The sequence below is a fragment of the Streptomyces sp. NBC_00691 genome (assembly GCF_036226665.1).
Classification (GTDB): Bacteria; Actinomycetota; Actinomycetes; order Streptomycetales; family Streptomycetaceae; genus Streptomyces.
The window spans coordinates 2,283,285-2,308,294 of the sequence record NZ_CP109007.1 but is presented as its reverse complement, the minus strand read 5'-3'; the positions used below and the strand labels follow the sequence as shown (position 1 = coordinate 2,308,294).

Annotated in this window: 22 protein-coding genes; 18 read left to right on the top strand and 4 right to left on the bottom strand. The window is 71.9% G+C overall.

The annotated features are described in order from the left end of the window. Window positions 1-152: 152 nt before the first annotated feature. The 3 genes from OG392_RS10370 to OG392_RS10360 all read left to right on the top strand — a co-directional run bounded on the left by OG392_RS10370 (window position 153) and on the right by OG392_RS10360 (window position 2,258). The gene (locus OG392_RS10370; protein WP_329277845.1) at window positions 153-671 is read left to right on the top strand and encodes an SAV_6107 family HEPN domain-containing protein; all 519 of its coding nucleotides are present in this window, start codon (window positions 153-155) and stop codon (window positions 669-671) included. Window positions 672-786: 115 nt separating this feature from the next. Beyond that, the gene (locus OG392_RS10365) at window positions 787-1,575 is read left to right on the top strand and encodes a class I SAM-dependent methyltransferase (protein WP_329277843.1); all 789 of its coding nucleotides are present in this window, start codon (window positions 787-789) and stop codon (window positions 1,573-1,575) included. Between the two features lie 272 nt (window positions 1,576-1,847). Beyond that, a complete protein-coding gene (locus OG392_RS10360; RefSeq protein WP_030314489.1) occupies window positions 1,848-2,258 on the top strand; it encodes a DUF3040 domain-containing protein in 411 nt (136 codons plus the stop codon). A gap of 334 nt (window positions 2,259-2,592) precedes the next feature. Here OG392_RS10360 and OG392_RS10355 read toward each other — a convergent pair whose 3' ends face one another. From OG392_RS10355 to OG392_RS10340, 4 genes are all read right to left on the bottom strand, one after another. Then, window positions 2,593-5,022, bottom strand: a complete 2,430-nt coding sequence (locus OG392_RS10355; RefSeq protein ID WP_329277840.1) for a transglutaminase TgpA family protein — start codon at window positions 5,020-5,022, stop codon at window positions 2,593-2,595. Then, the gene (locus OG392_RS10350; RefSeq protein ID WP_329277837.1) at window positions 5,019-6,371 is read right to left on the bottom strand and encodes a DUF58 domain-containing protein; all 1,353 of its coding nucleotides are present in this window, start codon (window positions 6,369-6,371) and stop codon (window positions 5,019-5,021) included. The genes OG392_RS10355 and OG392_RS10350 overlap by 4 nt, the downstream gene beginning before the upstream one ends. Further along, entirely contained in the window at window positions 6,371-7,387 is a 1,017-nt protein-coding gene (locus OG392_RS10345; RefSeq protein ID WP_329277836.1) for an AAA family ATPase, read from the bottom strand. The genes OG392_RS10350 and OG392_RS10345 overlap by 1 nt, the downstream gene beginning before the upstream one ends. 145 nt (window positions 7,388-7,532) lie before the next feature. After that, window positions 7,533-8,096 (bottom strand): beta-class carbonic anhydrase, encoded by a 564-nt coding sequence (locus OG392_RS10340; protein WP_329277834.1) that lies wholly within the window; start codon window positions 8,094-8,096, stop codon window positions 7,533-7,535. 328 nt (window positions 8,097-8,424) lie between these two features. Here OG392_RS10340 and rsmH point away from each other — a divergent pair, with 328 nt between their 5' ends. The 15 genes from rsmH to OG392_RS10265 all read left to right on the top strand — a co-directional run bounded on the left by rsmH (window position 8,425) and on the right by OG392_RS10265 (window position 24,967). Continuing rightward, window positions 8,425-9,381, top strand: coding sequence for a 16S rRNA (cytosine(1402)-N(4))-methyltransferase RsmH (rsmH, locus tag OG392_RS10335; protein WP_329277832.1), 957 nt, complete (start codon window positions 8,425-8,427; stop codon window positions 9,379-9,381). After that, entirely contained in the window at window positions 9,378-9,932 is a 555-nt protein-coding gene (locus OG392_RS10330) for an FtsB family cell division protein (RefSeq protein WP_443054739.1), read from the top strand. The genes rsmH and OG392_RS10330 overlap by 4 nt, the downstream gene beginning before the upstream one ends. A 7-nt stretch (window positions 9,933-9,939) precedes the next feature. After that, entirely contained in the window at window positions 9,940-11,922 is a 1,983-nt protein-coding gene (locus tag OG392_RS10325) for a peptidoglycan D,D-transpeptidase FtsI family protein (RefSeq protein ID WP_329277830.1), read from the top strand. A 16-nt stretch (window positions 11,923-11,938) separates the two neighbouring features. Beyond that, window positions 11,939-13,627: a UDP-N-acetylmuramoyl-L-alanyl-D-glutamate--2,6-diaminopimelate ligase gene (locus OG392_RS10320; protein WP_443054738.1), complete on the top strand. Its 1,689-nt coding sequence runs from the start codon at window positions 11,939-11,941 to the stop codon at window positions 13,625-13,627. A 4-nt stretch (window positions 13,628-13,631) separates the two neighbouring features. Beyond that, complete coding sequence (locus OG392_RS10315; protein WP_329277826.1) at window positions 13,632-15,056, top strand: UDP-N-acetylmuramoyl-tripeptide--D-alanyl-D-alanine ligase; 1,425 nt, start codon at window positions 13,632-13,634, stop codon at window positions 15,054-15,056. Beyond that, window positions 15,053-16,123: a phospho-N-acetylmuramoyl-pentapeptide-transferase gene (gene mraY, locus OG392_RS10310; RefSeq protein ID WP_329277824.1), complete on the top strand. Its 1,071-nt coding sequence runs from the start codon at window positions 15,053-15,055 to the stop codon at window positions 16,121-16,123. The genes OG392_RS10315 and mraY overlap by 4 nt, the downstream gene beginning before the upstream one ends. After that, the gene (gene murD / locus OG392_RS10305) at window positions 16,105-17,544 is read left to right on the top strand and encodes a UDP-N-acetylmuramoyl-L-alanine--D-glutamate ligase (protein WP_329277822.1); all 1,440 of its coding nucleotides are present in this window, start codon (window positions 16,105-16,107) and stop codon (window positions 17,542-17,544) included. Before mraY ends, murD begins: the two co-directional genes overlap by 19 nt. A 55-nt stretch (window positions 17,545-17,599) precedes the next feature. Next, entirely contained in the window at window positions 17,600-18,940 is a 1,341-nt protein-coding gene (gene ftsW, locus OG392_RS10300; protein ID WP_329277820.1) for a putative lipid II flippase FtsW, read from the top strand. 6 nt (window positions 18,941-18,946) lie between these two features. Then, a complete protein-coding gene (gene murG / locus OG392_RS10295) occupies window positions 18,947-20,041 on the top strand; it encodes an undecaprenyldiphospho-muramoylpentapeptide beta-N-acetylglucosaminyltransferase (protein ID WP_266890857.1) in 1,095 nt (364 codons plus the stop codon). Between the two features lie 28 nt (window positions 20,042-20,069). Then, a complete protein-coding gene (locus tag OG392_RS10290) occupies window positions 20,070-20,885 on the top strand; it encodes a cell division protein FtsQ/DivIB (RefSeq protein ID WP_329277817.1) in 816 nt (271 codons plus the stop codon). 278 nt (window positions 20,886-21,163) lie between these two features. Continuing rightward, on the top strand, window positions 21,164-22,378 hold the full coding sequence (ftsZ, locus tag OG392_RS10285; RefSeq protein WP_329277815.1) for a cell division protein FtsZ: 1,215 nt from the start codon (window positions 21,164-21,166) through the stop codon (window positions 22,376-22,378). Next, window positions 22,375-23,103: a peptidoglycan editing factor PgeF gene (gene pgeF, locus OG392_RS10280; protein ID WP_329277813.1), complete on the top strand. Its 729-nt coding sequence runs from the start codon at window positions 22,375-22,377 to the stop codon at window positions 23,101-23,103. The genes ftsZ and pgeF overlap by 4 nt, the downstream gene beginning before the upstream one ends. 8 nt (window positions 23,104-23,111) lie before the next feature. Further along, window positions 23,112-23,831, top strand: a complete 720-nt coding sequence (locus OG392_RS10275) for a YggS family pyridoxal phosphate-dependent enzyme (RefSeq protein ID WP_329277810.1) — start codon at window positions 23,112-23,114, stop codon at window positions 23,829-23,831. A gap of 140 nt (window positions 23,832-23,971) precedes the next feature. Then, a complete protein-coding gene (locus OG392_RS10270) occupies window positions 23,972-24,595 on the top strand; it encodes a cell division protein SepF (protein WP_329277807.1) in 624 nt (207 codons plus the stop codon). 81 nt (window positions 24,596-24,676) lie between these two features. Continuing rightward, window positions 24,677-24,967: a YggT family protein gene (locus tag OG392_RS10265; protein ID WP_017238790.1), complete on the top strand. Its 291-nt coding sequence runs from the start codon at window positions 24,677-24,679 to the stop codon at window positions 24,965-24,967. Window positions 24,968-25,010 lie beyond the last annotated feature (43 nt).

The window sequence follows — 25,010 nt, the reverse complement described above, 5'->3', positions numbered from 1 at the left end:
GATTCCCCTTTTTGAACTGACTGGTCAGTGCAAAAGCTACCCCCGAGTGGGGTTTTCAGGCAAAATCCCAGGTCAGGTGGATTGTCAGTGGGGGCGGGCACGATGGACACATACGGCCACGAAGCCGTCACGCGACGACAGGAGGACTCGTCATGGCAAGCCCTTCCGCAGCAGCCGCGCCCCGCCGACGCCCCACCCCCGCGCAGGCGGGACCCGCCTCCGACATCCACCCCGTCCGGCGCGCCGCCGCCGCCCCGCCGGCCGCACTCGACCTCCTCGCCAAGGCGCGCGCCGGACTCGCCGAGGCCGCCGCGCTCGACCGCCCCCACGAGCGGTACGCGGCGGCCCACCTCGCCGCCCTGCGCGCCGCCGCCGCCGTGCTGGCCGCCCGGGCCAGGCCCGAGCCCGGATCCCGCCGCAGACAGCGGATACGGAGCGCCTGGGAGCTCCTGGCCGAGCTGGCGCCCGAGCTGACGGAGTGGAGCGCCCTCTTCGCCTCCGGCGCCGAGCGCAGGGCACGCGCCGAGGCGGGGATCGCCGGCGCGGCGACCCGGCGCGAGGCCGACGACCTGCTGCGGGACGCCGCGTACTTCCTGCGCCTGGTCGAGCGGCTGCTCGTCCTCCAGCCGGTGCTGCCCCGGCAGCCGGGCGCGGAGGAGGCGGGCGGCTGACCGCGGCGGGGGCCGGGGGCGTCGTGATGGGGCCGGGTTCGCGGCGTGATCGGCAAGGCACCCCCCAGGCCATAGGGTGGGGGCGTCCGTACCCGTCACCGAGGAGTCAACAGCCGTGCCGGACCCTTCCCCTGTCTTCGGTCGAGAGGCGACCTCGCGCCCGTCGCGCGCCTCCCTGCGTACCGCCGTCGTCTGGGACGTCCTCAAGGACGCCCTCGACCGCCGGGTCGAGGCCACCGGGAAGGACAGCCTCGACGTCCTCGACACCGGCGGCGGCTCCGGGAACTTCGCGGTGCCGGTCGCCCGCCTCGGCCACCGCGTCACCGTCGTCGACCCCAGCCCCAACGCGCTCTTCGCGCTGGAGCGCAGGGCCGCCGAGGCCGGGGTCGCCGACCTCGTCACCGGCGTCCAGGGCGACATCAGCGGCCTCTTCGACGTGGCCGGACGCGAGAGCTACGACGCGGTGCTCTGCCACGGGGTCCTGGAGTACGTCGACGACCCCGCCGAGGGCGTACGGAACGCGGTCGCCGCGCTCCGGCCCGCCGGCAGCCTCAGCCTGCTCGCCGCCGGGCTCGGCGGCGCGGTCCTGGCCCGCGCCCTCGCCGGACACTTCACCGAGGCGCGGAACGCGCTCTCCGACCCGGCGGGCCGCTGGGGAGCGGGCGACCCCGTCCCCCGGCGCTTCACCGCCGAGCAGCTCACCGAACTGGCCGACGGGGCCGGTCTGGACGTCGGAGCGGTCCACGGTGTCCGGGTCTTCGCCGACCTCGTTCCGGGCGTTCTCGTCGACACCGAACCCGGCGCGGCCGAGGCCCTGCTCAAGCTGGAGGCGGCCGCCGCCGAGCTGCCCTCCTTCCACGCCATCGCCACCCAGCTGCACGTACTGGGCGAGAAGCGGGCCTGAGCTGGACGGCCACCCGTTCGGCGGTGCGGGGCGCGGCACTCCATGGAGTACGCCACAGCCCGCCCGATAACGGGCTCTGCCCCGTATGATCGGGGGACAGCATCCGGCATGACGGAGGAGGGCCTGGGGAATCAACGCCTCAGCAACCGATCCGCATGGCGGCCCGGATTGGCTATTCGGCATTGAGGGCGGGTTTCACGGGGGCGATTCCCTGCCTATCCTGAAAGGGCCGCAAACCGGTCGCCCCCGCGACCGACGACTAGGAGGACTCCGTGCCGCTCTCGGAGCACGAGCAGCGAATGCTCGAGCAGATGGAGCGAGCGCTGTACGCCGAAGATCCCAAGTTCGCGACAGCGCTCGAGGGAAGCGGACTGCGTACGTACACCCGGCGACGGGTCTACCAGGCAGTCGCCGGCTTCCTGGTGGGTATCGCGCTCCTCATGGCCGGAATGGTCGCACAGCAGATCTGGATCAGCGTGGTGGGATTCCTCGTCATGCTGGGCTGCGCGGTCCTGGCGGTCACCGGATGGCGCAAGGCGCCGAAGCCGGGTGAGCAGCAGCAGGCCACCAGGGGTGGGACGACGGCCGGTGGCCGTCAGACCCGGCAGCGACGCTCCATGATGAACCGGATGGAAGAGCGGTGGCAGCGCCGCCGCGACGAGCAGCAGGGTGGCGGCCACTGACGGCCCCCTGAGCGGAGGCCCCGCGCAACGCCTGAGACGAAGCCCTGCGGAACCCGAGCGCAAGCCGGCCCGCGGGCCTTCGCCATGCCCCCGCCGCGCCCGTCGTGGTCGCTCGCCCCGGATCACGTGGCGGGCCCGCGCCCGGCCGGTCCGGAACCACCACCGCCGCCCTGGCCATGCGTCGCCCCCTGGCGGAGCCCATCCCCCGGTGCCTCCGCCCGCCTCGTGGGGGGCAGTCGTTCCTCCCCCCCCCGGACGGAACCAGGGGGAGGGGCGACTGCCCCCACGGGCGGGGGCGGCGGGCGCGTCGCCGTGCCCCGAGGGGCCGGGTGGGTTACGGGGATTCGCGGGGGGTCCGGCGGAGAGCCGTCAGAGCGCGGGTCGTCGTCGCGTGCCGCTGGACCGACCACTTCGTGGTCGTCTCCGACCAGCGCCCCGCCACCGACCACCGCAGCCGCGCCACCGACCGCGGCGCCAGCAGCGCGCGGAGGCGCGTCCGGCGGTCCGCCGCCGTGTGGAAGCCCGCCCGGATCCGGGCCGCCTCCTCCGCCAGACCCGAAGCCGGCTGCGGGTTCGGCGCGTAGAGCGCCTCCTCCACCGCCCGGGCCACCCGGTGCACCGCGTCCGCGGCCTCATCGCCCAGCTCGCCCAGGCGGACGATCCGGGCAGCCGTGCGCCGCGGGGTCTGCGACTCGTCCGGTTCGACCCCGTGGTCCCAGGCCGTGTCGACGATCTCCTGCCAGACCGCGAGCGTCCGCACCGCCGTCCCGTCCGGGCCGCGGGCCCCGGCCGGACCCAGCCGACGGGCCCGTACCCGCGTCCGCCACAGGAGGGGGAGCAGGGGGACGGAGAGGACCGCCAGGACTCCGACGACGATCAGGATCACCGTCAGGGGGTCCGGGCCGCCGCCGGACGCGTCCGCGCCGGCCACCGCCTCCTCCGGGCCGCAGTCGCCGAGCCGCCGCTCCTGAGGCGTGCAGCTCGCCGAGGCGCTGGGCGCGGCGGACGGCTGCGCCGAGGCGCTCTGCTCGGGCTGGGCGGGGCCGGTGGCCGTACCCGAGGGCGTGTTGTCCTGGGTGTACGAGGGGGTGGAGCCCCGCGAGGGGGTCGGCTCGAACCGCGTCCAGCCGACACCCTCGAAGTACAGCTCGGGCCACGCGTGCGCGTCCCGGATGCCGACCGAGATCGAGCCGTCGGTCTGCGTCGTGCCGGGTGTGAAGCCCACGGCCACCCGGGCCGGGATGCCGAGGGAGCGGGCCATCGCCGCCATCGAGAAGGAGAAGTGGACGCAGAAGCCCTCCTTGTCCTTCAGGAAGCGGGAGATCGCCTGCACGCCGGTGCCGGACTCGACCTCCACGTCGTAGCGGAAGCCGCCGTCCCGGGCGAACCACTCCTGGAGCCTCACCGCCCGCTCGTAGTCGTTGCGCGCGCCCTTGGTGACCTGGAGCGCGGTCGCCTTCACATCGGCCGGCAGCGAGGCCGGGACCTTGGTGTACTCCTGACGGAGCTTCCGCGGCGCGTCCCCGGCCGCGGCCAGTTGCGCGGGCGTCGGCCGCACCTCCAGGCTGGCGACGGTGTAGCGGGCGCCCCTGGTGGTCTGCTTGTCGTCGCCGACGAGCATCCGGCCGGCCGGCTCGTACCGCCAGCGGCCGTCGATGTCGACGCGGCCCGCCGGGTACGGCATCGGCAGCCACTTCTGCTCGTACCCCTCGGAGGCGACGAAGTTGCTGGTCACCTCGGTGATCCGGACGCTCTGGGAGAGCCCGTCCGGCCAGGGCAGCTGCTTGGGCACGGCCTCGATCGGGCGGACCGAGGACTTCCACGAGGTGCCGTCGAACTGGTCGAGCGCGACGAGCCGCAGATACAGGTCGGAGGTGTCGCGGGAGTTGGTCCGGTAGCGCAGCACCTCCCGGTCCTCCGGCTGGCGGAGGTTGTCCTGGAGGGAGACCAGCGGGTTCACGGCCGAGATCGTGCCGCCCCGGCCCTCGCCGCCGGTTCCCTCCCCGTCGCCGTTGCCGATGAGGCCGCCGGTGAAGCCGGGCAGCGCGAACGGGACGACCATGGCGACGCCCATGGCCACCGCGCCGATACGACGCCCGGTGCGGGCCGGGGCGAAGGTGGGACCGCCGCCGGCCGCGACCGACGAGCCGGCCCGGGCGGAGCGCTGAGCACCGCCGAAGACCCGGCCCCACTGCGAGAGCCGGTCGCGGCCCTCGGCGAGGAGGAGCAGCAGGTACCCGGAGGCGGCGAGCAGGAACCAGAGCCAGCCGGCGCCGCCACCGGAGAGACCGGCCGCCACCGAGTACAGGGCGAGCAGCGGCAGGCCGGCCGGGGCCGCCTTGCGGAAGGTGACCGCGAGGGTGTCCACCATGAGGCCGATGGCGACCACGCCGCCGACCAGCATGAGCCGGATGCCCTCGGTGTCCGGGGCGGGGATCGCGTACCGGCCGACGTCCTCGGCTCCCGCCGCGAACAGGTCGGCGGCGTGCGTGAAGACCTGCGGGCCCGGCAGGAACAGGAGGATCGCCTGCTCGCGGGCGAAGATCACGGTCAGCGCGAGGAGCGCGACGGCCAGCTGGGCGAGCAGGGTCAGCGGCCGGGCCAGCGGTGCCCGCCGGGCCAGCGTGCCCGCCGCGCTGACCAGGGCGAGGACGAAGGCGGCCGTGAAGATCCAGGTGGCCGGCTTCACCAGGGGAAGCAGCGCTCCGGATGCCATCAGGGTGGCGCCCCAGGCGGCCAGGGTCAGCCGTGCGCGCCCGCTCATGACCATCCTCCGTAAGTGTCGGCGGCGGACTCCGCGCGGACTCCGGCCGCCTGCTGCCACAGCTCGGCGAGCTTGGCCGCGGGCGGGACGGCCAGCGCCGTCCAGCCCGCCTCGCGCAGCTGCCGTACCCGGTCCTCGACGGCCCCGGCGACCGCGCCGCCGGTCAGCCAGGTCCCGGAGTCCAGGACGAAGGCCACGGCCGCGCCGGTGCGGTTCCGCATCCGGGCGGTGAGGGCGGCCTGCTCCTCGTCGAGATCGCCGACGAAGGCGACGAGCAGTCCTTCGTCGCCGCCGCGCAGGACGTCGGAGGCGCGGGAGAGCCCGCCGCCGTCGGAGTGGTCGACGACCGCGAGGGTGTCCATCATCAGACCGGCCGACTCCGCCGAGTCATGGGCCGAGCCGGCGAATCCCTCGGTGCCCTCGCCGGGCACCGAGCTGCCGGTGTCGGTGACGAGCCGGACCGCGTAGCCGCGCTCCAGCATGTGGACGAGGGCGGAGGCGGCCCCGGAGACCGCCCACTCGAACGCCGAGTCGGGGCCGGAGCCCTGGTAGGCGATCCGGCGGGTGTCGAGGAGGACGGTGCAGCGGGCCCGCTGCGGCTGCTCCTCGCGGCGGACCATCAGCTCGCCGTAGCGGGCGGTGGAGCGCCAGTGCACCCGGCGCAGGTCGTCACCGTGGCGGTAGGCGCGCGGAATGATGTCGTCGTCACCGGCGAGGGCGAGCGAGCGCTGCCGTCCGTCGCCGAACCCCGAGGCCTCGCCGGCGAGCTTGACCGGCGGCAGCGCCTCGGTCCGCGGGACGACGGTGAGCGTGTCGTACGCGCTGAAGGAGCGGGTCAGCTCGCACATGCCGAAGGGGTCGTTGAGCCGCAGCTGGAGGGGGCCCAGCGGGAAGCGGCCGCGCAGGTCGGAACGGACCCGGTAGGACACCTCGCGCCGGCCGCCCGCCTCGACACGGTCGAGGACGAAGCGGGGGCGGGGCCCCAGCATGTACGGCACGTGGTCCTGGAGCATCAGCAGCCCGGTGGGGAGCTTGGAGACGTTCTCCATCCGCAGCTGGACCCGGGCCTCGGAGCCCGCCTCCACCCGCTGTGGGGTGAGCCGGCGGGAGGCCGCGACCCGGTAGCGGGTGCGGTGCAGCACGAGGACGCAGATCAGCGGCAGCGCGGCGAGCAGCAACCCGACGCGCAGCAGATCGGCCTGGCCGAGGACGTACGCGCAGGCGGCGGCGGCCACTCCGGCGGCCAGGAAGGAACGGCCACGGGTGGTGAGACCGCCGAGGGCGGCCCGCAGACCGCCCCGGTCGTCCTCGTCGCCCCGCTGTCCGTCCGGCACGGCAGCGGTGGTCATCACAGCCGCCGGGCGCCGGGCTGCTGGCCGTAGAGCGGTCCGGCGGGCGGGGCCGCGGCCGGGACGGGGGTGCGCTGCAGGATGTCCTGGACGACCTGCTCGGCGGTGCGCCGGTTCAGCTGGGCCTGCGCCGTCGGGAGCAGCCGGTGGGCGAGGACGGGCGCGGCGAGTGCCTGGAGGTCGTCGGGCAGCACGTACTCGCGGCCGCTGAGCGCGGCGGAGGCCTTGGCGGCCCGCAGCAGGTGCAGGGTGGCCCGCGGGGAGGCGCCGAGCCGCAGGTCGGTGTGGGTGCGGGTGGCGGAGACGATGTCGACCGCGTAGCGGCGTACGGCGTCGGCGACGTGGACCGCGCGGACCGCCTCGATCAGCTTGAGGATGTCGTGCGCGTGGGCGACCGGCTGGAGGTCGTCCAGCGGGGAGGCCGCGCCGTGCACGTCGAGCATCTGGAGCTCGGCCTCGGCGCTCGGGTAGCCGATGGAGACCCGGGCCATGAAACGGTCGCGCTGGGCCTCGGGCAGCGGGTAGGTGCCCTCCATCTCGACCGGGTTCTGCGTGGCGACCACCATGAACGGGCTGGGCAGCTCGTACGTCTGGCCGTCGACGGTGACCTGGCGCTCCTCCATGGACTCCAGGAGCGCGGACTGGGTCTTCGGCGACGCGCGGTTGATCTCGTCGCCGATCACGATCTGCGCGAAGATCGCGCCCGGCTTGAACTCGAAGTCCCGGCGCTGCTGGTCGAAGATCGACACGCCCGTGACGTCCGAGGGCAGCAGGTCCGGGGTGAACTGGATGCGGCGCACCGAGCAGTCGATGGACCGCGCCAGGGTCTTGGCCAGCATGGTCTTGCCGACGCCGGGGACATCCTCGATGAGGAGGTGTCCCTCGGCGAGCAGCACGGTCAGCGAAAGCCGTACGACCTCGGGCTTGCCCTCGATCACACTCTCCACCGATCTGCGCACCCGCTCCACAGTGGTGGTCAGATCTGTGAGGCTCGCTCGATCGTCATAGGTCGTCACCCGGCCCTCCTCGGCCTTCCGGAACACGGACACCTGCCCCCGTGGAAACGTCGGAGGGTGTCGCACCCCAGCATTCTTGTTCGCATGGCCGGGTTGTGTCACTTGCCCGCGGACAAGTGCGAGGGAAATGCCGGGCTTTGGGTGTTTAAGCCGGGTCGGTCTCGGCCTCGGACCGGGGGTCGATCTCCCTCAGGAGGCCGGTGGTCACGTCGAAGACGAAGCCGCGGACGTCGTCGGAGTGCGGCAGGAACGGGGAGGTCCGCACCCGCTGCATCGACTGCCGTACGTCCTGGTCGACGTCACGGAAGGCCTCGACCGCCCAGGCCGGGCGCTGGCCGACCTCGTCCTCCAGCTCGTGCCGGAAGTCCTCGGTCAGCGCTTCCAGGCCACAGCCGGTGTGGTGCACCAGCATCACGCTGCGGGTGCCCAGGGCGCGCTGGCTGATGGTGAGCGACCGGATCACATCGTCCGTGACGACGCCGCCCGCGTTGCGGATGGTGTGGCAGTCGCCGAGCTCGAGGCCGAGCGCGGCGTGCAGGTCCAGACGGGCGTCCATGCAGGCGACGACGGCGACGCGCAGCACGGGACGCGCGTCCATTCCGGGGTCGGTGAACTCGGCGGCGTAACGGGCGTTCGCGTCGACGAGACGGTCGGTGACCGTGCCGCCGGTGCGTATGGCGTCGGCAGGGGGCTGCGCGGAGGTCGACATGGTTCCGACGTTAATGGTCACGGGCCTTCCGGGCCTGCTGTGAGAGGGGACAAAGAACCTCAAGGAGCCCTGTTGTGAGCTAACCCACAGGCCTGGACGGTCCGGCCCCGAACGGGTGAGGCGTCCGGAATGTCCCGCCGGCTCTCCGGCGCCGTGCGACGCGCCAGCCGGTTGATTGACCGGCGGGTCCCGTGGACTAAAGTGACGCGAAGTTCACGGAGACAACGAGCGACTTCCGCGGTTTCTCCCCCCGTGTGTGCGGCGGTACCTACGGCTCGGCCTTCTTACCCGCTCGCCCGTACCTCCGCGCCGGATCTGAGAGGGCGCATTGAGCAACGACCGACACGTCCCGGTCATGCTCCAGCGGTGCCTGGACATGTTGGCCCCCGCCCTGCGGCGCCCCGGCGCGGTCGTCGTCGACTGCACCCTGGGCCTCGGCGGCCACAGTGAGGCACTCCTGCAGCAGTTCCCCGAGGTGCGTCTCGTCGCCCTCGACCGGGACAAGGAGGCCCTGCGGCTCTCCGGCGAGCGGCTCGCCCCGTACGGGGACCGCGCCACCCTCGTCCACGCCGTGTACGACGAGCTGCCCGAGGTCCTCGACAGGCTCGGCCTCCCCACCGTCGACGGGGTCCTCTTCGACCTGGGCGTCTCCTCCATGCAGCTCGACGAGGCCGACCGCGGCTTCGCCTACGCGCAGGACGCCCCGCTCGACATGCGCATGGACCAGACGACCGGCATCAGCGCGGCCGAGGTCCTCAACACCTACGCACCCGGCGAGCTGGTCCGCATCCTTCGCGCGTACGGCGAGGAGAAGCAGGCCAAGCGGATCGTCTCGGCGATCGTGCGCGAGCGCGACAAGGAGCCGTTCAGCAACAGCGCCCGGCTCGTCGAGCTCATCCGCGACTCCCTGCCGCAGGCCGCCAAGCGCACCGGTGGCAACCCGGCCAAGCGCACCTTCCAGGCCCTGCGCATCGAGGTCAACCGCGAACTCGACAGCGTCGAGAAGGCCGTGCCGGCGGCCGTGAAGGCCATCGGCGTCGGCGGCCGGGTCGTCGTCCTCTCGTACCAGTCCCTGGAGGACCGGATCGTCAAGCAGGTCTTCGCGGCCGGCGCGGCCACCACCGCCCCGCCCGGCCTGCCGGTCGTCCCCGAGAAGTACCAGCCGCGGCTGAAGCTGCTCACCCGTGGCGCCGAGCTGCCCACCGAGGAGGAGGTCGCCGAGAACCGGCGCGCCGCCCCGGCCCGGCTCCGGGGCGCCGAGCGGATCCGGGAAGACGTCCTGTGAGCACGGCGAAGGGGCCGCTCAAAGGGCGGGCCGCGCGGCTCGGACGGCTCATGCCGTCGGGGCCGAGTTCGGCCGCCCGCACCCCCTTCGTCCTGCTCGTCGTCGTGCTGCTCGGCGGCGGTCTGATCAGCCTGCTCCTGCTCAACTCGGCCCTCAACCAGGGCTCCTTCCAGCTCAACGAGCTCAAGGACAGGACCACCGAGCTGACCGACGAGGAGCAGGCGCTCCAGCGCGACGTCGACGACTACGCGGCCCCCGACGCCCTGGAGCGGCGGGCCCGCGAGCTCGGCATGGTCCCGGGCGGCAGCCCGGCCTTCCTGCACCCGGACGGCAAGGTGCTCGGCGAGCCCACGGAGGCCGTCGCCCCGAAGCCGACCCCGACCCCGAGCCGGAAGCCGGCGCCGGGTGAGAAGCCCGTGCCGCCCGCCGGCTCCACCGCCGACACGGCCGGCTTCCCGAAGCCGGGGACGACCACCGGCGCCACCCCCGCGCAGAACGCGCCCGCACGCGCCCCCGCACCGCCACCCACCCCGACGAACTCCGGCAGGTGACCCGCAAGTGCCCCCCAAGGAGCCCCCGCGCCGCCGCGTCCCCGGACCCGCCCGGCCCGCGCGCCCCCGGCCCGCCTCCGCCGGGGCCCGCACGTCCCGCCCCGCCCCGCGCCCGGCCGCGAAGCGGCCCGCGCCCCGGCCGCCGGCCCGCCGGCCGCGCACCATCCGGCTCGGCAGCCCCCGGCCCCGGCTGCGGCTGGTCTCCCTCGGTCTGACCCTGGTGATGACGGCCTTCGTGGTGCGGCTGCTCCAGGTGCAGGCCGTCGACGCCAGCGCGTACGCGGCCAAGGCCGACAAGTACCGCTTCCAGGAGTACACGCTCTCCGCCGAGCGGGGCGAGATCACCGACCGCAACGGCATCGCGCTCGCCGCCAGCGTCGACGCGTACGACATCACCGCCGACCCGCAGCTCTTCACGCCCGAGGTGGCCAAGATCCCGGACGCGCCCGAGCAGGCCGCGGCCCTCCTCGCCCCCCTCCTCGGCAAGGAGCCCGCGGAGCTCGTGAAGAAGCTCCGTACCCCCAAGTCCCGGTACACGCTGCTCGCCCGCAAGCAGACCCCGCAGGTCTGGAACCAGATCAAGGACCTGCGGCGCGCCTACGGGCAGAAGGCGCAGCGCTCCGCCGGCGGCACCGGCGTCAACCTCCTCGGCGGCGTCCTCAGCGAGCCCAGCACCAAGCGCGTGTACCCGAACGGCGAGCTCGCCGCCGGGATACTGGGTTACGTCAACGCCGAGGGCAAGGGCGCCGGCGGCGTGGAGTCGATGCTCGACCCGGAGCTCGCCGGGCAGGACGGCAAGATCCGCTTCACCCAGTCCGGCGGCCGTCAGGTGCCCACCGCGGGCTCCCAGGGCAGCCCCGCCGTCCCCGGCTCCGACATCGAGCTGACCATCGACCGGGACATCCAGTGGGCCGCCCAGCAGGCCATCACCGAGCAGGTGACGAAGTCCAAGGCCGACCGCGGCTACGTCGTCGTGCAGAACACGAGGACCGGTGAGGTCCTCGCCATGGCCAACGCCCCCGGCTTCGACCCCAACGACCTCTCCGCCGCCAACGCCGCCTCCATGGGCAACGCGGCCCTCCAGGACGCCTACGAGCCCGGCTCCACCAGCAAGATCATGTCCATGGCCGCGGTCCTGGAGGAGGGCAAGGCGGCCCCCGACACCCATGTCACCGTCCCCAACCGGCTCCACCGCGGCGACCGGCTCTTCAAGGACGACATCGACCACCCGACCTGGTATCTGACGCTCAACGGCGTCCTCGCCAAGTCCAGCAACATCGGCACCATCCTCGCCACCGGCCGGCTCGGCGCGACGCAGGCCGACTCGAACAAGGTGCTCCACTCCTACCTGCGCAAGTTCGGCATGGGCAGCCCCACCGGCCTGGACTACCCCGGCGAGACCCCCGGCATCCTGGCCAAGCCGGAGGACTGGTCGACCTCGCAGCAGTACACGATCCCCTTCGGCCAGGGCCTCTCGGTGAGCGCCATGCAGGCCGCGTCCGTGTACTCGACCATCGCCAACGGCGGAGTACGCGTCGAGCCGACCCTGGTCCGCGGCACCAAGGGACCCGACGGACGCTTCACCCCGGCGCCCAAGCCCGAGGAGTCCCGGGTCGTCAGCGAGAAGACCGCCAAGACCCTCGCCCAGATGCTCGAGTCCGTCGTCGACGACCGGGAGGGCACCGGCAACAAGGCCGCCATCCCCGGCTACCGCGTCGCCGGCAAGACCGGCACCGCCAACCGGGTCGACCCCGAACTCGGCCGCTACAAGGGCTACACCGCCTCCTTCGCCGGCTTCGCACCCGCCGACGACCCGCAGATCACCGTCTACTGCGCCATCCAGAACCCCACCAAGGGCAGCTACTTCGGCGGCCAGATCTGTGGCCCCATCTACAAGAAGGTCATGGAGTTCGCCCTCAAGACCCTCCACGTCGCCCCCACGGGCAGCGAACCCGCCCGACTGCCGGTCATCTTCGAACCCACCCCGTGACACTCCGGGAGCACCAGTGACAACGATCACCCCCCATTCCGGGAACCGGAAATCGAACTCCGGCGAGGCCCCGGGCTCTTTTGGCCCCCCGCAGGGTGCGCCCGGTACGCTCACCGCCGTGCCACACGCTGATCAGTACCGAACCGCCCCGCCCCGGCCGGAGCAGGCCCGCCCGACACCCCTGGGCGACCTGGCCGCGCAGCTCGGGGTCGACGCCCCCGGAACCGCCGAGATCTCGGGCATCACCCACGACTCCCGGGCCGTGCGACCCGGCGACGTGTACGCGGCCCTGCCCGGCGCCCGCGCCCACGGCGCCGACTTCGTCGCCCAGGCCGCCGGACTCGGAGCCGCCGCGATCCTCACCGACCCGACGGGCGCCGAGCGCGCCGCCGCCACCGGCCTGCCGGTCCTGGTCGTGGAGAACCCGCGCGGCCGGATGGGCGAACTCGCCGCCGAGATCTACGGACGACCCGGCGCCGACCTCCTGCAGATCGGCATCACCGGCACCTCCGGCAAGACCACCACCGCCTACCTCGTCGAGGGCGGCCTGCGCGGCTCCGGACACCACACCGGGCTCGTCGGCACCGTCGAGATGCGGATCGGCGACGAACGCATCAAGTCGGAGCGCACCACGCCGGAGGCCACCGACCTCCAGGCGCTCTTCGCCGTCATGCGGGAGCGGGGCGTCGACGCGGTCGCCATGGAGGTCTCCAGCCACGCCCTCGTGCTCGGCCGGGTCGACGGCTGCGTCTTCGACGTCGCCGTCTTCAACAACCTCAGCCCGGAGCACATGGAGTTCCACTCCGACATGGACGACTACTACCGGGCGAAGGCCGGGCTCTTCACGCCCGAACGCAGCCGCCTCGGTGTGGTCAACCTCGACGACGCCTACGGCCGCAGGCTCACCGGTGAGGCGACCGTACCGGTCGTCACCTTCTCCGCCGAGGGCCGCGCCGACGCCGACTGGCGCGCCGAGGACCTCGTCCTCGGCTCCCACGACTCGACGTTCACCGCCGTCGGCCCCGCGGGGGAACGGATCTCCGCCACGGCCCCGCTGCCCGGCCCGTTCAACGTCGCCAACACCCTCGCCGCGATCGCCACCCTCGCCACCGCGGGCATCGACCCGAAGAGCGCCGCCGAGGGCGTCGCCGCCGTCCCCGGCGTACCGGGGCGCCTGGAGCGGGTCGACGCGGGCCAGCCGTACCTCGCCGTCGTCGACTACGCGCACAAGACGGACGCCGTCGAATCGGTCCTGCGCTCCCTGCGCGAGGTCACCGAGGGCAAGCTGCACGTGGTCATCGGCTGCGGCGGCGACCGGGACACCACCAAGCGCGGCCCGATGGGCGCCGCCGCGGCCCGGCTCGCCGACACCGCCGTCCTGACCTCCGACAACCCCCGCTCCGAGGACCCGCTCAAGATCCTCGCCGCCATGCTCGCGGGCGCCGCCGAGGTGCCCGCGGAGGAACGCGGCGAGGTGCTCCTCCTCGCCGACCGTGCCGCGGCCGTCGCCGCCGCCGTCGCCCGCGCACAGCCGGGCGACACCGTCCTCGTCGCGGGCAAGGGCCACGAGCAGGGCCAGGAGATCGCCGGGGTCGTACGCCCCTTCGACGACCGCCAGGTCCTGCGCGAGGCCATCGCCGACCGCTCGCACACCCGGGATTCCGCGCCGAGCGGAACAGCCGGCCACCAGAACAGTCAGGGATGAAGCAGTGATCGCCCTCTCCCTCGCCGAGATCGCCGAAATCGTCGGCGGGCAGGCGCACGACATACCGGATCCGGCCGCCCGGATCACCGGGCCCGTCGTCATCGACTCCCGCGAGGTGCGGGCCGGCAGCCTGTTCGCGGCCTTCGCCGGTGAGCACGTCGACGGCCACGACTACGCGGAACGCGCCGTCGCGGCGGGCGCGACGGCCGTCCTCGCCGTCCGCCCCGTCGGCGTCCCCGCCCTCGTCGTCGACGACGTCCAGGCGGCGCTCGGGGCCCTCGCCCGAGCCGTCGTCGAACGGCTCGGCACCGATGTCGTCGCCCTCACCGGCTCCGCGGGCAAGACCTCCACCAAGGACCTGATCGCCCAGGTCCTCGACCGGCACGCGCCCACCGTCTGGACGCCCGGCTCGCTCAACAACGAGATCGGCCTGCCGCTCACGGCGCTCCGCGCGAGCGACGAGACCCGGCACCTGGTCCTGGAGATGGGCGCCCGCGGCATCGGGCACATCCGCTACCTGACGGGCCTCACCCCGCCCCGTATCGGCCTCGTCCTCAACGTGGGCACCGCCCACATCGGCGAGTTCGGCGGCCGGGAGCAGATCGCCCAGGCCAAGGGCGAGCTCGTCGAAGCGCTTCCGTCGGCCGAGGAGGGCGGTGTCGCGGTCCTCAACATCGACGATCCGCTGGTCCGCGCGATGGCGAGCCGCACCAAGGCCCGCGTGACCTTCTTCGGCGAAGCGGACGAAGCGGCCGTACGGGCCGAGAACGTCCGCCTCACAGAGTCCGGACAGCCTTCTTTCAGGCTTCACACACCCACCGGGTGCAGTGACGTGACCTTGCGCCTGTACGGTGAGCACCACGTGTCGAACGCGCTCGCAGCGGCCGCCGTCGCGCACGAGCTGGGCATGCCTGTCGAAGAGATCGCCACCGCGCTCTCCGAGGCGGGCACCCTGTCGCGCTGGCGCATGGAGGTCACCGAGCGTCCGGACGGCGTGACGATCGTCAACGACGCCTACAACGCGAACCCCGAGTCCATGCGAGCCGCCCTGCGCGCGCTCGCGGCCATGGGCAGGGCCGCACAGGCCCGAGGGGCTCGTACGTGGGCGGTGCTCGGCAAGATGGCCGAGCTCGGTGACGCATCGCTCGTCGAGCACGACGCGGTCGGACGGCTCGCCGTCCGGCTCAACGTCAGCAAGCTCGTGGCGGTCGGGGACAGGGAAGCGTCCTGGCTGCAACTGGGCGCATATAACGAGGGTTCGTGGGGTGAGGAGTCGGTGCACGTGTCCGACGCGCAGGCGGCTGTCGATCTGTTGCGCAGTGAGCTGCGCCCGGGGGATGTCGTCCTTGTGAAGGCGTCCAGGTCGGTCGGCCTCGAGAAGGTCGCCCTGGCGCTCCTCGACACCGAGGGCGAGGTCGCCGTCCGATGAGGCAGATCCTCTTCGCGGGGGCCATCGGGCTCTTCCTGACCCTGATCGGCACCCCGCTGCTGATCAAGCTCCTCGCCCGCAAGGGGTACGGGCAGTTCATCCGCGACGACGGCCCGCGCGGCCACGCCGGGAAGAAGGGCACGCCCACCATGGGCGGCATCTCCTTCATCCTGGCCACGCTCATCGCGTACGCCCTGGCGAAGGTCATCACCGGTGAGGACCCGACGTACTCGGGCGCCCTGGTGCTGTTCCTGATGGCCGGCATGGGCCTCGTCGGCTTCCTCGACGACTACATCAAGATCGTCAAGCAGCGTTCGCTGGGCCTGCGGGCCAAGGCGAAGATGGCCGGCCAGCTCATCGTCGGCATCGCCTTCGCCGTGCTCTCGCTGCAGTTCGCGGATCTGCGCGGACTCACCCCGGCCTCCACGAAGCTCTCCTTCATCACGGACTTCGGCTGGGCCATCGGACCGGTGCTGTTCGTGGTCTGGGCGCTCTTCATGATCCTGGCCATGTCCAACGGCGTGAACCTGACGGACGGTCTGGACGGCCTCGCCACCGGCGCCTCGGTGATGGTCTTCGGCGCGTACACCTTCATCGGGCTCTGGCAGTTCCAGGAGTCCTGTGCGAACGCCATGACCCTGACCAACCCCAACGCCTGCTTCGAGGTGCGCGACCCGCTCGACCTCGCCGTCGTCGCCTCCGCGCTCATGGGCTCCTGCTTCGGCTTCCTGTGGTGGAACACCTCACCCGCCAAGATCTTCATGGGCGACACCGGCTCGCTCGCCCTCGGCGGCGCCCTCGCCGGTCTCGCCATCTGCTCCCGTACGGAGCTGCTGCTCGCCCTGCTCGGCGGCCTGTTCGTACTGATCACGATGTCCGTGGTCATCCAGGTCGGCTCGTTCAAGATGACCGGCAAGCGCGTCTTCCGGATGGCGCCACTCCAGCACCACTTCGAACTCAAGGGATGGTCCGAGGTCCTGGTCGTCGTCCGGTTCTGGATCATCCAGGGCATGTGCGTGATCGTGGGCCTGGGTCTCTTCTACGCGGGATGGGCAGCGGACAAGTGACGGAACAGCTCGACTGGAACGGCAAGAGGGTCACCGTCGCGGGACTGGGGGTGTCCGGCATCCCGGCAGCCCGCGTCCTGCACGGTCTCGGCGCGCTCGTGACCGTCGTCAACGACGGCGACGACGAGCGCTCCCGGGCGCAGGCCGCCGAGCTGGAGGCGGACGGCATCACCGTCCGCCTCGGCGACGGGGCCACCCTGCCGTCCGGCACCGAGCTGATCGTCACCACCCCCGGCTGGCGGCCCGACAAGCCGCTCTTCACGGCCGCCGCCGAGGCGGGCGTGGAGATCTGGGGCGACGTCGAACTCGCCTGGCGGCTCCGGGGGCCCGGAGCGGCCCCCTGGCTGGCCGTCACCGGCACCAACGGCAAGACCACGACCGTCCGGATGCTCGCCTCGATCCTGGAGGCGGCCGGCCTGCGGACCGCCGCCGTCGGCAACATCGGGGTCTCGCTCCTCGACGCCGTCCTCGGCGAGGAGCCGTACGACGTGCTCGCCGTCGAGCTCTCCAGCTACCAGCTCCACTGGGCGCCGTCCGTCCGCGTCCACTCGGGCGCCGTGCTCAACCTGGCGCCCGACCACCTCGACTGGCACGGCTCCATGGAGGCGTACGCCGCCGACAAGGGCCGGATCTACGAGGGCAACCAGGTCGCCTGCGTCTACAACGTCGCCGACAGGGCGACCGAGGACCTGGTCCGCGAGGCCGACGTCGAGGAGGGCTGCCGCGCGATCGGCTTCACCCTCGGCACCCCCGGCCCGTCCGAACTCGGTGTCGTCGAGGACATCCTCGTCGACCGGGCCTTCGTCGGGAACCGGCAGAAGAACGCCCAGGAGCTCGCCGAGGTCTCCGACGTCCAGCCGCCGGCCCCGCACAACATCGCCAACGCCCTGGCGGCGGCCGCCCTGGCCCGCGCCTTCGGCGTCGACGCCAAGGCCGTACGCGACGGCCTGAAGGCCTTCCGGCCCGACCCGCACCGCATCGAACTGGTCGAGGAGGTCCAGGGGATCGCGTACGTCGACGACTCCAAGGCCACCAACACCCACGCCGCGGAAGCCTCGTTGGCGGCATACGACCCGATCGTCTGGATCGCCGGCGGCCTCGCCAAGGGCGCGGCCTTCGACGAGCTGGTCCAGAAGTCGGCGAAGCGCTTGCGCGGTGCCGTCCTGATCGGCGCGGACCGGGCCCTGATCCGCGAAGCCCTGGCGCGACACGCCCCGGAGGTACCGGTGGTGGACCTCGACCGGACCGACACTGGGGCGATGTCCGAGGCGGTCCGCGAGGCGACCCGGCTCGCCCACGCGGGGGACACGGTGCTCCTCGCCCCGGCCTGTGCCTCGATGGACATGTTCACCAACTACAACAAGCGCGGCGAGGCCTTCGCGGACGCGGTCCGCGCCCTCGCCGCCACCGGGGACGCCTGACCCGACCCGTGGGAGGGTCCGGCAGGACCGGGCACGACCGGAGGGGGCAGCGACCATGCCGAGCAAGATCGCAGGGACACGCGGGCCCTCCGCCGTACGGGGCGGAGGGCGGGCCCCCGCGTCCCCGCGGCGACCCCGCGGCGGCGGTCTGCGAGGGCTCCACGAGCGGGCGCGGAAGGCCTGGGACCGGCCGCTCACGGCGTATTACGTGATCATCGGCGCGGGCATGCTCATCACCGCGCTGGGCCTCGTGATGGTCTACTCCGCCTCCATGATCACGGCACTCCGCTACGAGCTGGTGCCGTCCTACTTCTTCCGGAAGCAGTTCTTCGCCGCGCTCCTGGGCACCGGACTGCTTCTGGTCGCCTCACGGATGCCCGTGAAGCTGCACCGGGCCCTCGCCTACCCCATCCTGGTCGGCGCGGTCTTCCTGATGGTGCTCGTGCAGATCCCGGGGATAGGGCACTCCGTCGGCGGCAACCAGAACTGGATCTCGCTGGGCGGCCCGTTCATGCTCCAGCCCAGCGAGTTCGGCAAGCTGGCGCTGATCCTCTGGGGCGCGGACCTGCTCGCCCGCAAGAACGACATGCGGCTGCTCACCCAGTGGAAGCACATGCTGGTGCCGCTGGTCCCGGGCGCCTTCATGCTGCTCGGACTGATCATGCTCGGCGGCGACATGGGCACCGCGATCATCCTCACGGCGATCCTCTTCGGCCTGCTGTGGACCGCCGGAGCGCCCACCCGGCTCTTCGTCGGGGTGCTCGCGGTGGCCGGCGCCCTCGGTGTGCTGCTCATCAGGACGAGCCCGCACCGCATGGACCGGTTCCAGTGCATCGGAGCCTCGGACCCGGGCGGCGAGGGAGCCCCCTGTCTGCAGGCCGCGCACGGAATCTATGCTCTGGCGTCGGGTGGATGGTTCGGTTCCGGACTCGGTGCGAGCGTCGAGAAATGGGGCCAACTGCCCGAGGCGCACACCGACTTCATCTTCGCGGTCACCGGTGAGGAACTGGGTCTCGCGGGGACGCTGTCGGTACTCGCCCTGTTCGCGGCTCTAGGCTATGCGGGTATCCGCGTGGCCGGAGGCACGGAGGACCCCTTCGTGAGGTTCGCCGCGGGAGGTGTGACCACCTGGATCACGGCTCAGGCCGTGATCAACATCGGTGCGGTGCTCGGTCTGCTGCCGATCGCCGGTGTCCCGCTCCCGTTGTTCTCCTACGGTGGGTCGGCCCTGCTGCCGACCATGTTCGCCGTCGGGCTCCTCATCGCCTTCGCGCGACAGGAACCCGCCGCGAAAGCGGCCCTGGCCATGCGTCGCCCCGGATGGGGCAAGCGGGCCGGTGTGAGATGGAAGTCGATGCGACGGCGCGTCAAGAAGCGCCCGTCCGGAGAGCGGTGAATTTCGGTGCATGTCGTACTCGCCGGCGGGGGGACCGCCGGCCACATCGAGCCCGCGCTGGCCCTCGCGGACGCCCTGCGCAGGCAGGACCCCAGCGTGGGAATCACGGCGCTCGGCACGGAGAAGGGTCTGGAGACCCGGCTCGTGCCCGAGCGGGGCTACGAGTTGGCCCTCATCCCCGCCGTACCGCTGCCCCGCAAGCCCACCCCCGAGCTGATCACCGTTCCCGGGCGGCTGCGCGGCACCATCAAGGCGGCCGAGCAGATCCTGGAGCGCACCAAGGCGGACTGCGTGGTGGGCTTCGGCGGTTATGTGGCGCTGCCCGGCTATCTGGCGGCCAAGCGCCTCGGAGTGCCGATCGTGGTCCACGAGGCCAACGCCCGGCCCGGCCTGGCCAACAAGATCGGTTCGCGGTACGCGGCCGGGGTCGCCGTCGCGACTCCGGACAGCAAGCTCCGCAACGCCCGCTACATCGGCATTCCGCTGCGGCACACCATCGCGACCCTCGACCGGGCGCGGGTGCGCCCCGAGGCGCGCGCCGCGTTCGGGCTCGACCCGAACCTGCCGACGCTCCTCGTCTCCGGCGGCTCCCAGGGCGCCCGGCGGCTCAACGAGGTGGTCCAGCAGATCGCCCCGGTGCTCCAGCGCTCCGGCATCCAGATCCTGCACGCGGTCGGCCCGAAGAACGAAATGCCGCGCGTCGACAACATGCCCGGAATGCCGCCCTACGTGCCGGTACCGTACGTGGACCGGATGGATCTCGCGTACGCCGCCGCGGACATGATGCTCTGCCGCGCGGGCGCGATGACCGTCGCCGAGCTCTCCGCCGTCGGGCTGCCCGCCGCGTACGTGCCGCTGCCGATCGGCAACGGCGAACAGCGGCTCAACGCCCAGCCGGTGGTCAAGGCGGGCGGTGGCCTCCTCGTCGACGACGCGGAGCTGTCGCCGCAGTGGGTGCAGGGCAACGTCCTGCCCGTACTGGCCGATCCGCACCGGTTGTACGAGATGTCCCGCGCGGCGGCCGAGTTCGGCCGCCGGGACGCCGACGATCTGCTCGTCGGCATGGTGTACGAGGCGATCGCCGCGCGCCGACAGGCGTAGCGCGGCGGCTGAGGGCAGGAGACGCCACGTGGCAGCCGGACCGACGACCGCGGAGAAGAGCGGCGCGAGCGAATCGAAGAGGTCGTCGAAGGGCTCGCCGGACGGTCCGTCCCGCGCGGGCACCCGGAATCGCAGGTTCCGGGTGCCCGGCACCCGTGTGCTCCTCGCCGTCCTCGCCGTTCTCCTGCTCGTGTCCGGCGGGATCTGGGCGTTCTACGGCTCGAACTGGTTCCGTGTAGAACGTGTGAAGACTTCCGGCACCTCGGTCCTGACCCCGCGTGAGGTCGAGGCCGTCGCCGCCGTCCCGATGGGCGCCCCGCTCGTCACGGTCGACACCGATGCCATCGCGGCGCGGCTGCGGGAGGGATTCCCGCGGATCGAGTCGGTGGAGGTCGTACGGTCCTGGCCGCACGGAATCGGGCTGAAAGTGACGGAACGGAAGCCTGTTCTCCTGATGGAAAAGGGCGGAAAGTTCACCGAAGTGGACGGAACCGGAATGCGGTTCGCCACCGTGGACACCGCTCCCCGCGGCGTACCCCGGCTCGTCCTCGACAGCGCCTCCTCGCCGAGCCTGCGCCGCTTCGACGCGGACCGCCTGCTCCTGGAGGCGGTGCGCGTCCGGGGTGAACTCCCGGCGGAAATCGCCCGGAGCACTCGTGTCGTACGCGTCACCTCGTACGACTCCGTCACTCTGGAGCTGACCAGGGGGCGGACCGTCTTCTGGGGCAGCGGCGAACACGGTCCCGTCAAGGCCCGCGTCCTCACCGCGCTCCTGAAAGCCACTCCCAAAGCGGGGCACTTCGATGTAAGTGCCCCCACGGCGCCCGCCTCGTCCGGGAGTTGACGGGAATCACCCCTGGCCAGCCCCCTGGTTGGCCAGCGCTACGGGTGATCACATAGGGTGAAAAGAAAAACGGGAGGTTCGGCGTGTTCGTTGAACGTGCGCCACTTGTCGACTTAGTGTCCTGTTCGGAAGAGTCCAGCGAACAGAGACACTGGTAACCCTAAACTTCAACGTTAGGGTTTGGGTCGGCGTTTCGGACCGTCCCAATCGGCATCCGTCGGAGCCGCGCGAACAACCGCGCAGCGACGACACGTAACTCGAGGCGAGAGGCCTTCGACGTGGCAGCACCGCAGAACTACCTCGCAGTCATCAAGGTCATCGGTGTCGGCGGCGGTGGTGTCAATGCCATCAACCGAATGATCGAGGTCGGTCTCAAGGGCGTCGAGTTCATCGCCATCAACACCGACGCGCAAGCGCTGTTGATGAGCGACGCCGACGTCAAGCTCGACGTCGGCCGTGAACTCACCCGCGGCCTCGGCGCCGGGGCGAACCCGGCCGTCGGTCGCAAGGCGGCAGAGGACCACCGTGAGGAGATCGAGGAGGTCCTCAAGGGGGCCGACATGGTCTTCGTCACCGCCGGAGAAGGCGGCGGCACCGGCACCGGCGGCGCACCCGTCGTCGCCAACATCGCGCGTTCGCTCGGCGCCCTCACGATCGGTGTGGTCACCCGGCCGTTCACCTTCGAGGGCCGCCGTCGCGCCAACCAGGCGGAGGACGGCATCGCCGAGCTCCGCGAAGAGGTCGACACCCTCATCGTCATCCCCAACGACCGGCTCCTGTCGATCTCGGACCGCCAGGTCTCCGTGCTCGACGCCTTCAAGTCGGCCGACCAGGTGCTGCTGAGCGGTGTGCAGGGCATCACCGACCTCATCACCACCCCGGGTCTGATCAACCTCGACTTCGCCGACGTCAAGTCGGTCATGTCCGAGGCCGGTTCGGCCCTGATGGGCATCGGCTCCGCCCGCGGCGACGACCGCGCGGTGGCGGCGGCGGAGATGGCGATCTCCTCGCCGCTCCTCGAGGCCTCCATCGACGGCGCCCGTGGCGTGCTGCTCTCCATCTCCGGCGGCAGCGACCTCGGTCTCTTCGAGATCAACGAGGCCGCGCAGCTGGTCAGCGAGGCCGCCCACCCCGAGGCCAACATCATCTTCGGTGCCGTCATCGACGACGCCCTCGGCGACGAGGTCCGGGTCACCGTCATCGCGGCCGGCTTCGACGGCGGCCAGCCGCCGGCCCGCCGGGACAACATCATCGGCTCGGTCTCGGCCAAGCGCGAGGAGCCGGCCCCGGCCCCCCGCCACGTCGAGACCTCCCGCCCGCTGGGCGGCCTCGGCACGGTCGCCCCGCGCGAGGAGCAGGCCCAGCCTCCGGCCGAGCCGGCGCCGGCGGTCAACGAGACCCCGCTGTCGCCGGCACCTCCGGTCGTCCCGCCGGCCCGTCCGTACGCGGACAGCCAGGCCGAAGAGCTGGACGTCCCGGACTTCCTGAAGTGATAGGACAGCGCTTCGACGCGAACGGCGCGCACTTCGCCTTCACCGACCGGTGGGGCGGAGTGAGCGCCGTTCCGTACGAGGAGCTCAACCTCGGCGGCGCGGTGGGGGACACCTCCGAGGCGGTGCTGGCCAACCGGGCGCTCGCGGCCGGCGCCCTCGGGCTCGACCCCGCGTCGGTGGTCTGGATGAACCAGGTGCACGGCGCCGACGTCGCCGAGGTCGAGGGGCCGTGGGGCACCGACGGGATTCCGTCGGTGGACGCCCTCGTCACCGCCCGACCCGGACTCGCCCTCGCCGTCCTCACCGCGGACTGCGTCCCCGTCCTCCTCGCCGATCCGGTCGCCCGGGTCGCGGCCGCCGCCCACGCCGGGCGGCCCGGGATGGTGGCCGGCATCGTTCCCGCCGCGGTCGCGGCCATGATCGATCTCGGCGCCGACCCCGCCCGTATCGTCGCCCGCACCGGCCCCGCCGTCTGCGGGCGTTGCTACGAGGTGCCCGAGGCCATGCGGGCCGAGGTCGCCGCGACCGAGCCGGCCGCCTGGGCCGAGACCAGCTGGGGCACCCCGGCCGTCGACGTCGCGGCCGGAGTCCTCGCCCAGCTCGACCGGCTCGGCGTCACGGACCGGCAGGCCAGTACGGTCTGCACCCGGGAATCCGGTGACCACTACTCGTACCGCCGCGATCGCACCACGGGGCGACTCGCGGGATATGTCTGGTTGGACTGAGAAGAGACATGACGGACCGCACGTCGGAACTCGCCGAGAATCTGGCCCGGGTGGAGGCGCGTATCGCCGCCGCCTGTGCCGCCGCCGGGCGCCCGCGGGAAGAGGTGACGCTCATCGTGGTCACCAAGACCTACCCCGCGAGCGATGTGAGAATCCTCCACGGCCTCGGCGTACGGCACGTCGCCGAGAACCGGGACCAGGACGCCGCCCCGAAGGCGGCCGCCTGTGCCGACCTTGATCTGACCTGGCACTTCGTGGGTCAGTTGCAGACCAACAAGGTCAGGTCCGTGGTGGGTTATGCCGATGTGGTGCAGTCTGTCGACCGCTTGAGGCTCGTTTCCTCGCTCTCCGCGGCGGCGGAGAAGGAGGGTCGCGAGCTCGGCTGCCTCCTCCAGGTCGCACTCGACGCCGAGTCGGGCGAGCGGGGCGACCGCGGTGGCGTCGCGCCCGACGGGATCGAGGAGTTGGCGGCCGCGGTGGACGCGGCCCCGGGACTCCGGCTCGACGGGCTCATGACCGTCGCCCCGCTCTCCGGTCCGTACGCGGGGCGGCAACGCGCCGCCTTCGACCGGCTGATGGATTTGTCGACTGCCCTGCGCGCGACCCGTCCGGCTGCGAACATGGTGTCAGCAGGGATGAGTGCGGACCTCGAGGAGGCCGTCGCTGCCGGGGCGACACACGTACGCGTCGGTACGGCGGTACTCGGAGTCCGCCCGAAGCTCGGGTAACGTCGCGAAGCAAGTCGGACCACAGCAGAAAATATGGTCATTCCGCAGAACGGCGGGACGACCCGTGGATCGCGGGCACTTGGTGACGCTGCGACATTCGGCCAGTATGGCGATCCACCACAGAGCGGAGGACTCAGAGAATGGCCGGCGCGATGCGCAAGATGGCGGTCTACCTCGGCCTCGTGGAGGACGATGGGTACGACGGCCGGGGCTTCGACCCCGACGACGACTTCGAACCCGAGCTGGAGCCGGAGCCCGAGCGCGACCGGCGCCACATCGCCCCCCCGCGACAGGCTGAGCGTGAGGAACCGGTACGAGTGGTGCAGCCTCCGGCGCCCCGTGAGCCGATGTCCCATTCTGTTCCGGTACTCGCCGAAAGTGGACGTCCGGCCCGAATTGCCCCCGTGGCATCCATCACACCCGAACGTCCCAGCATGGAGAAGAACGCACCCGTGATCATGCCCAAGGTCGTGTCCGAGCGGGAGCCCTACCGCATCACCACGCTGCACCCCCGGACCTACAACGAGGCCCGTACCATCGGGGAACACTTCCGTGAGGGCACCCCGGTGATCATGAACCTCACGGAGATGGACGACACGGACGCGAAGCGACTTGTCGACTTTGCCGCCGGACTCGTCTTCGGGCTCCATGGCAGCATTGAGCGCGTGACGCAGAAGGTGTTCCTGTTGTCGCCTGCTAACGTCGATGTCACGGCGGAGGACAAGGCCCGGATCGCAGAGGGCGGATTCTTCAACCAGAGCTGAGAACACAAGAACCGGACGGACTGGTCGCGAAGCGGCCGGAACAAGTGAGAGCACGTAAGTCAGGGGAGAGGGAAACGCGGGATGGGCGTCGCACTACAGGTGGTCTACATCGTGCTGATGTGCTTCCTCGTCCTCCTGATCGTCCGACTTGTCATGGACTACGTCTTCCAGTTCGCCCGTTCATGGCAACCCGGTAAGGCGATGGTGGTCGTCCTTGAGGCCACCTACACTGTCACCGATCCACCGCTCAAGCTTCTGCGGCGACTCATCCCGCCGCTGCGTCTCGGGGGCGTGGCACTCGACCTGTCCTTCTTCGTTCTGATGATCATCGTCTACATCCTGATCTCCATCGTGAGCAGCTTCGCGAGGTGAATGTGGACGATACGGTCTTGCCGACTGCCGACGACTACGTAGA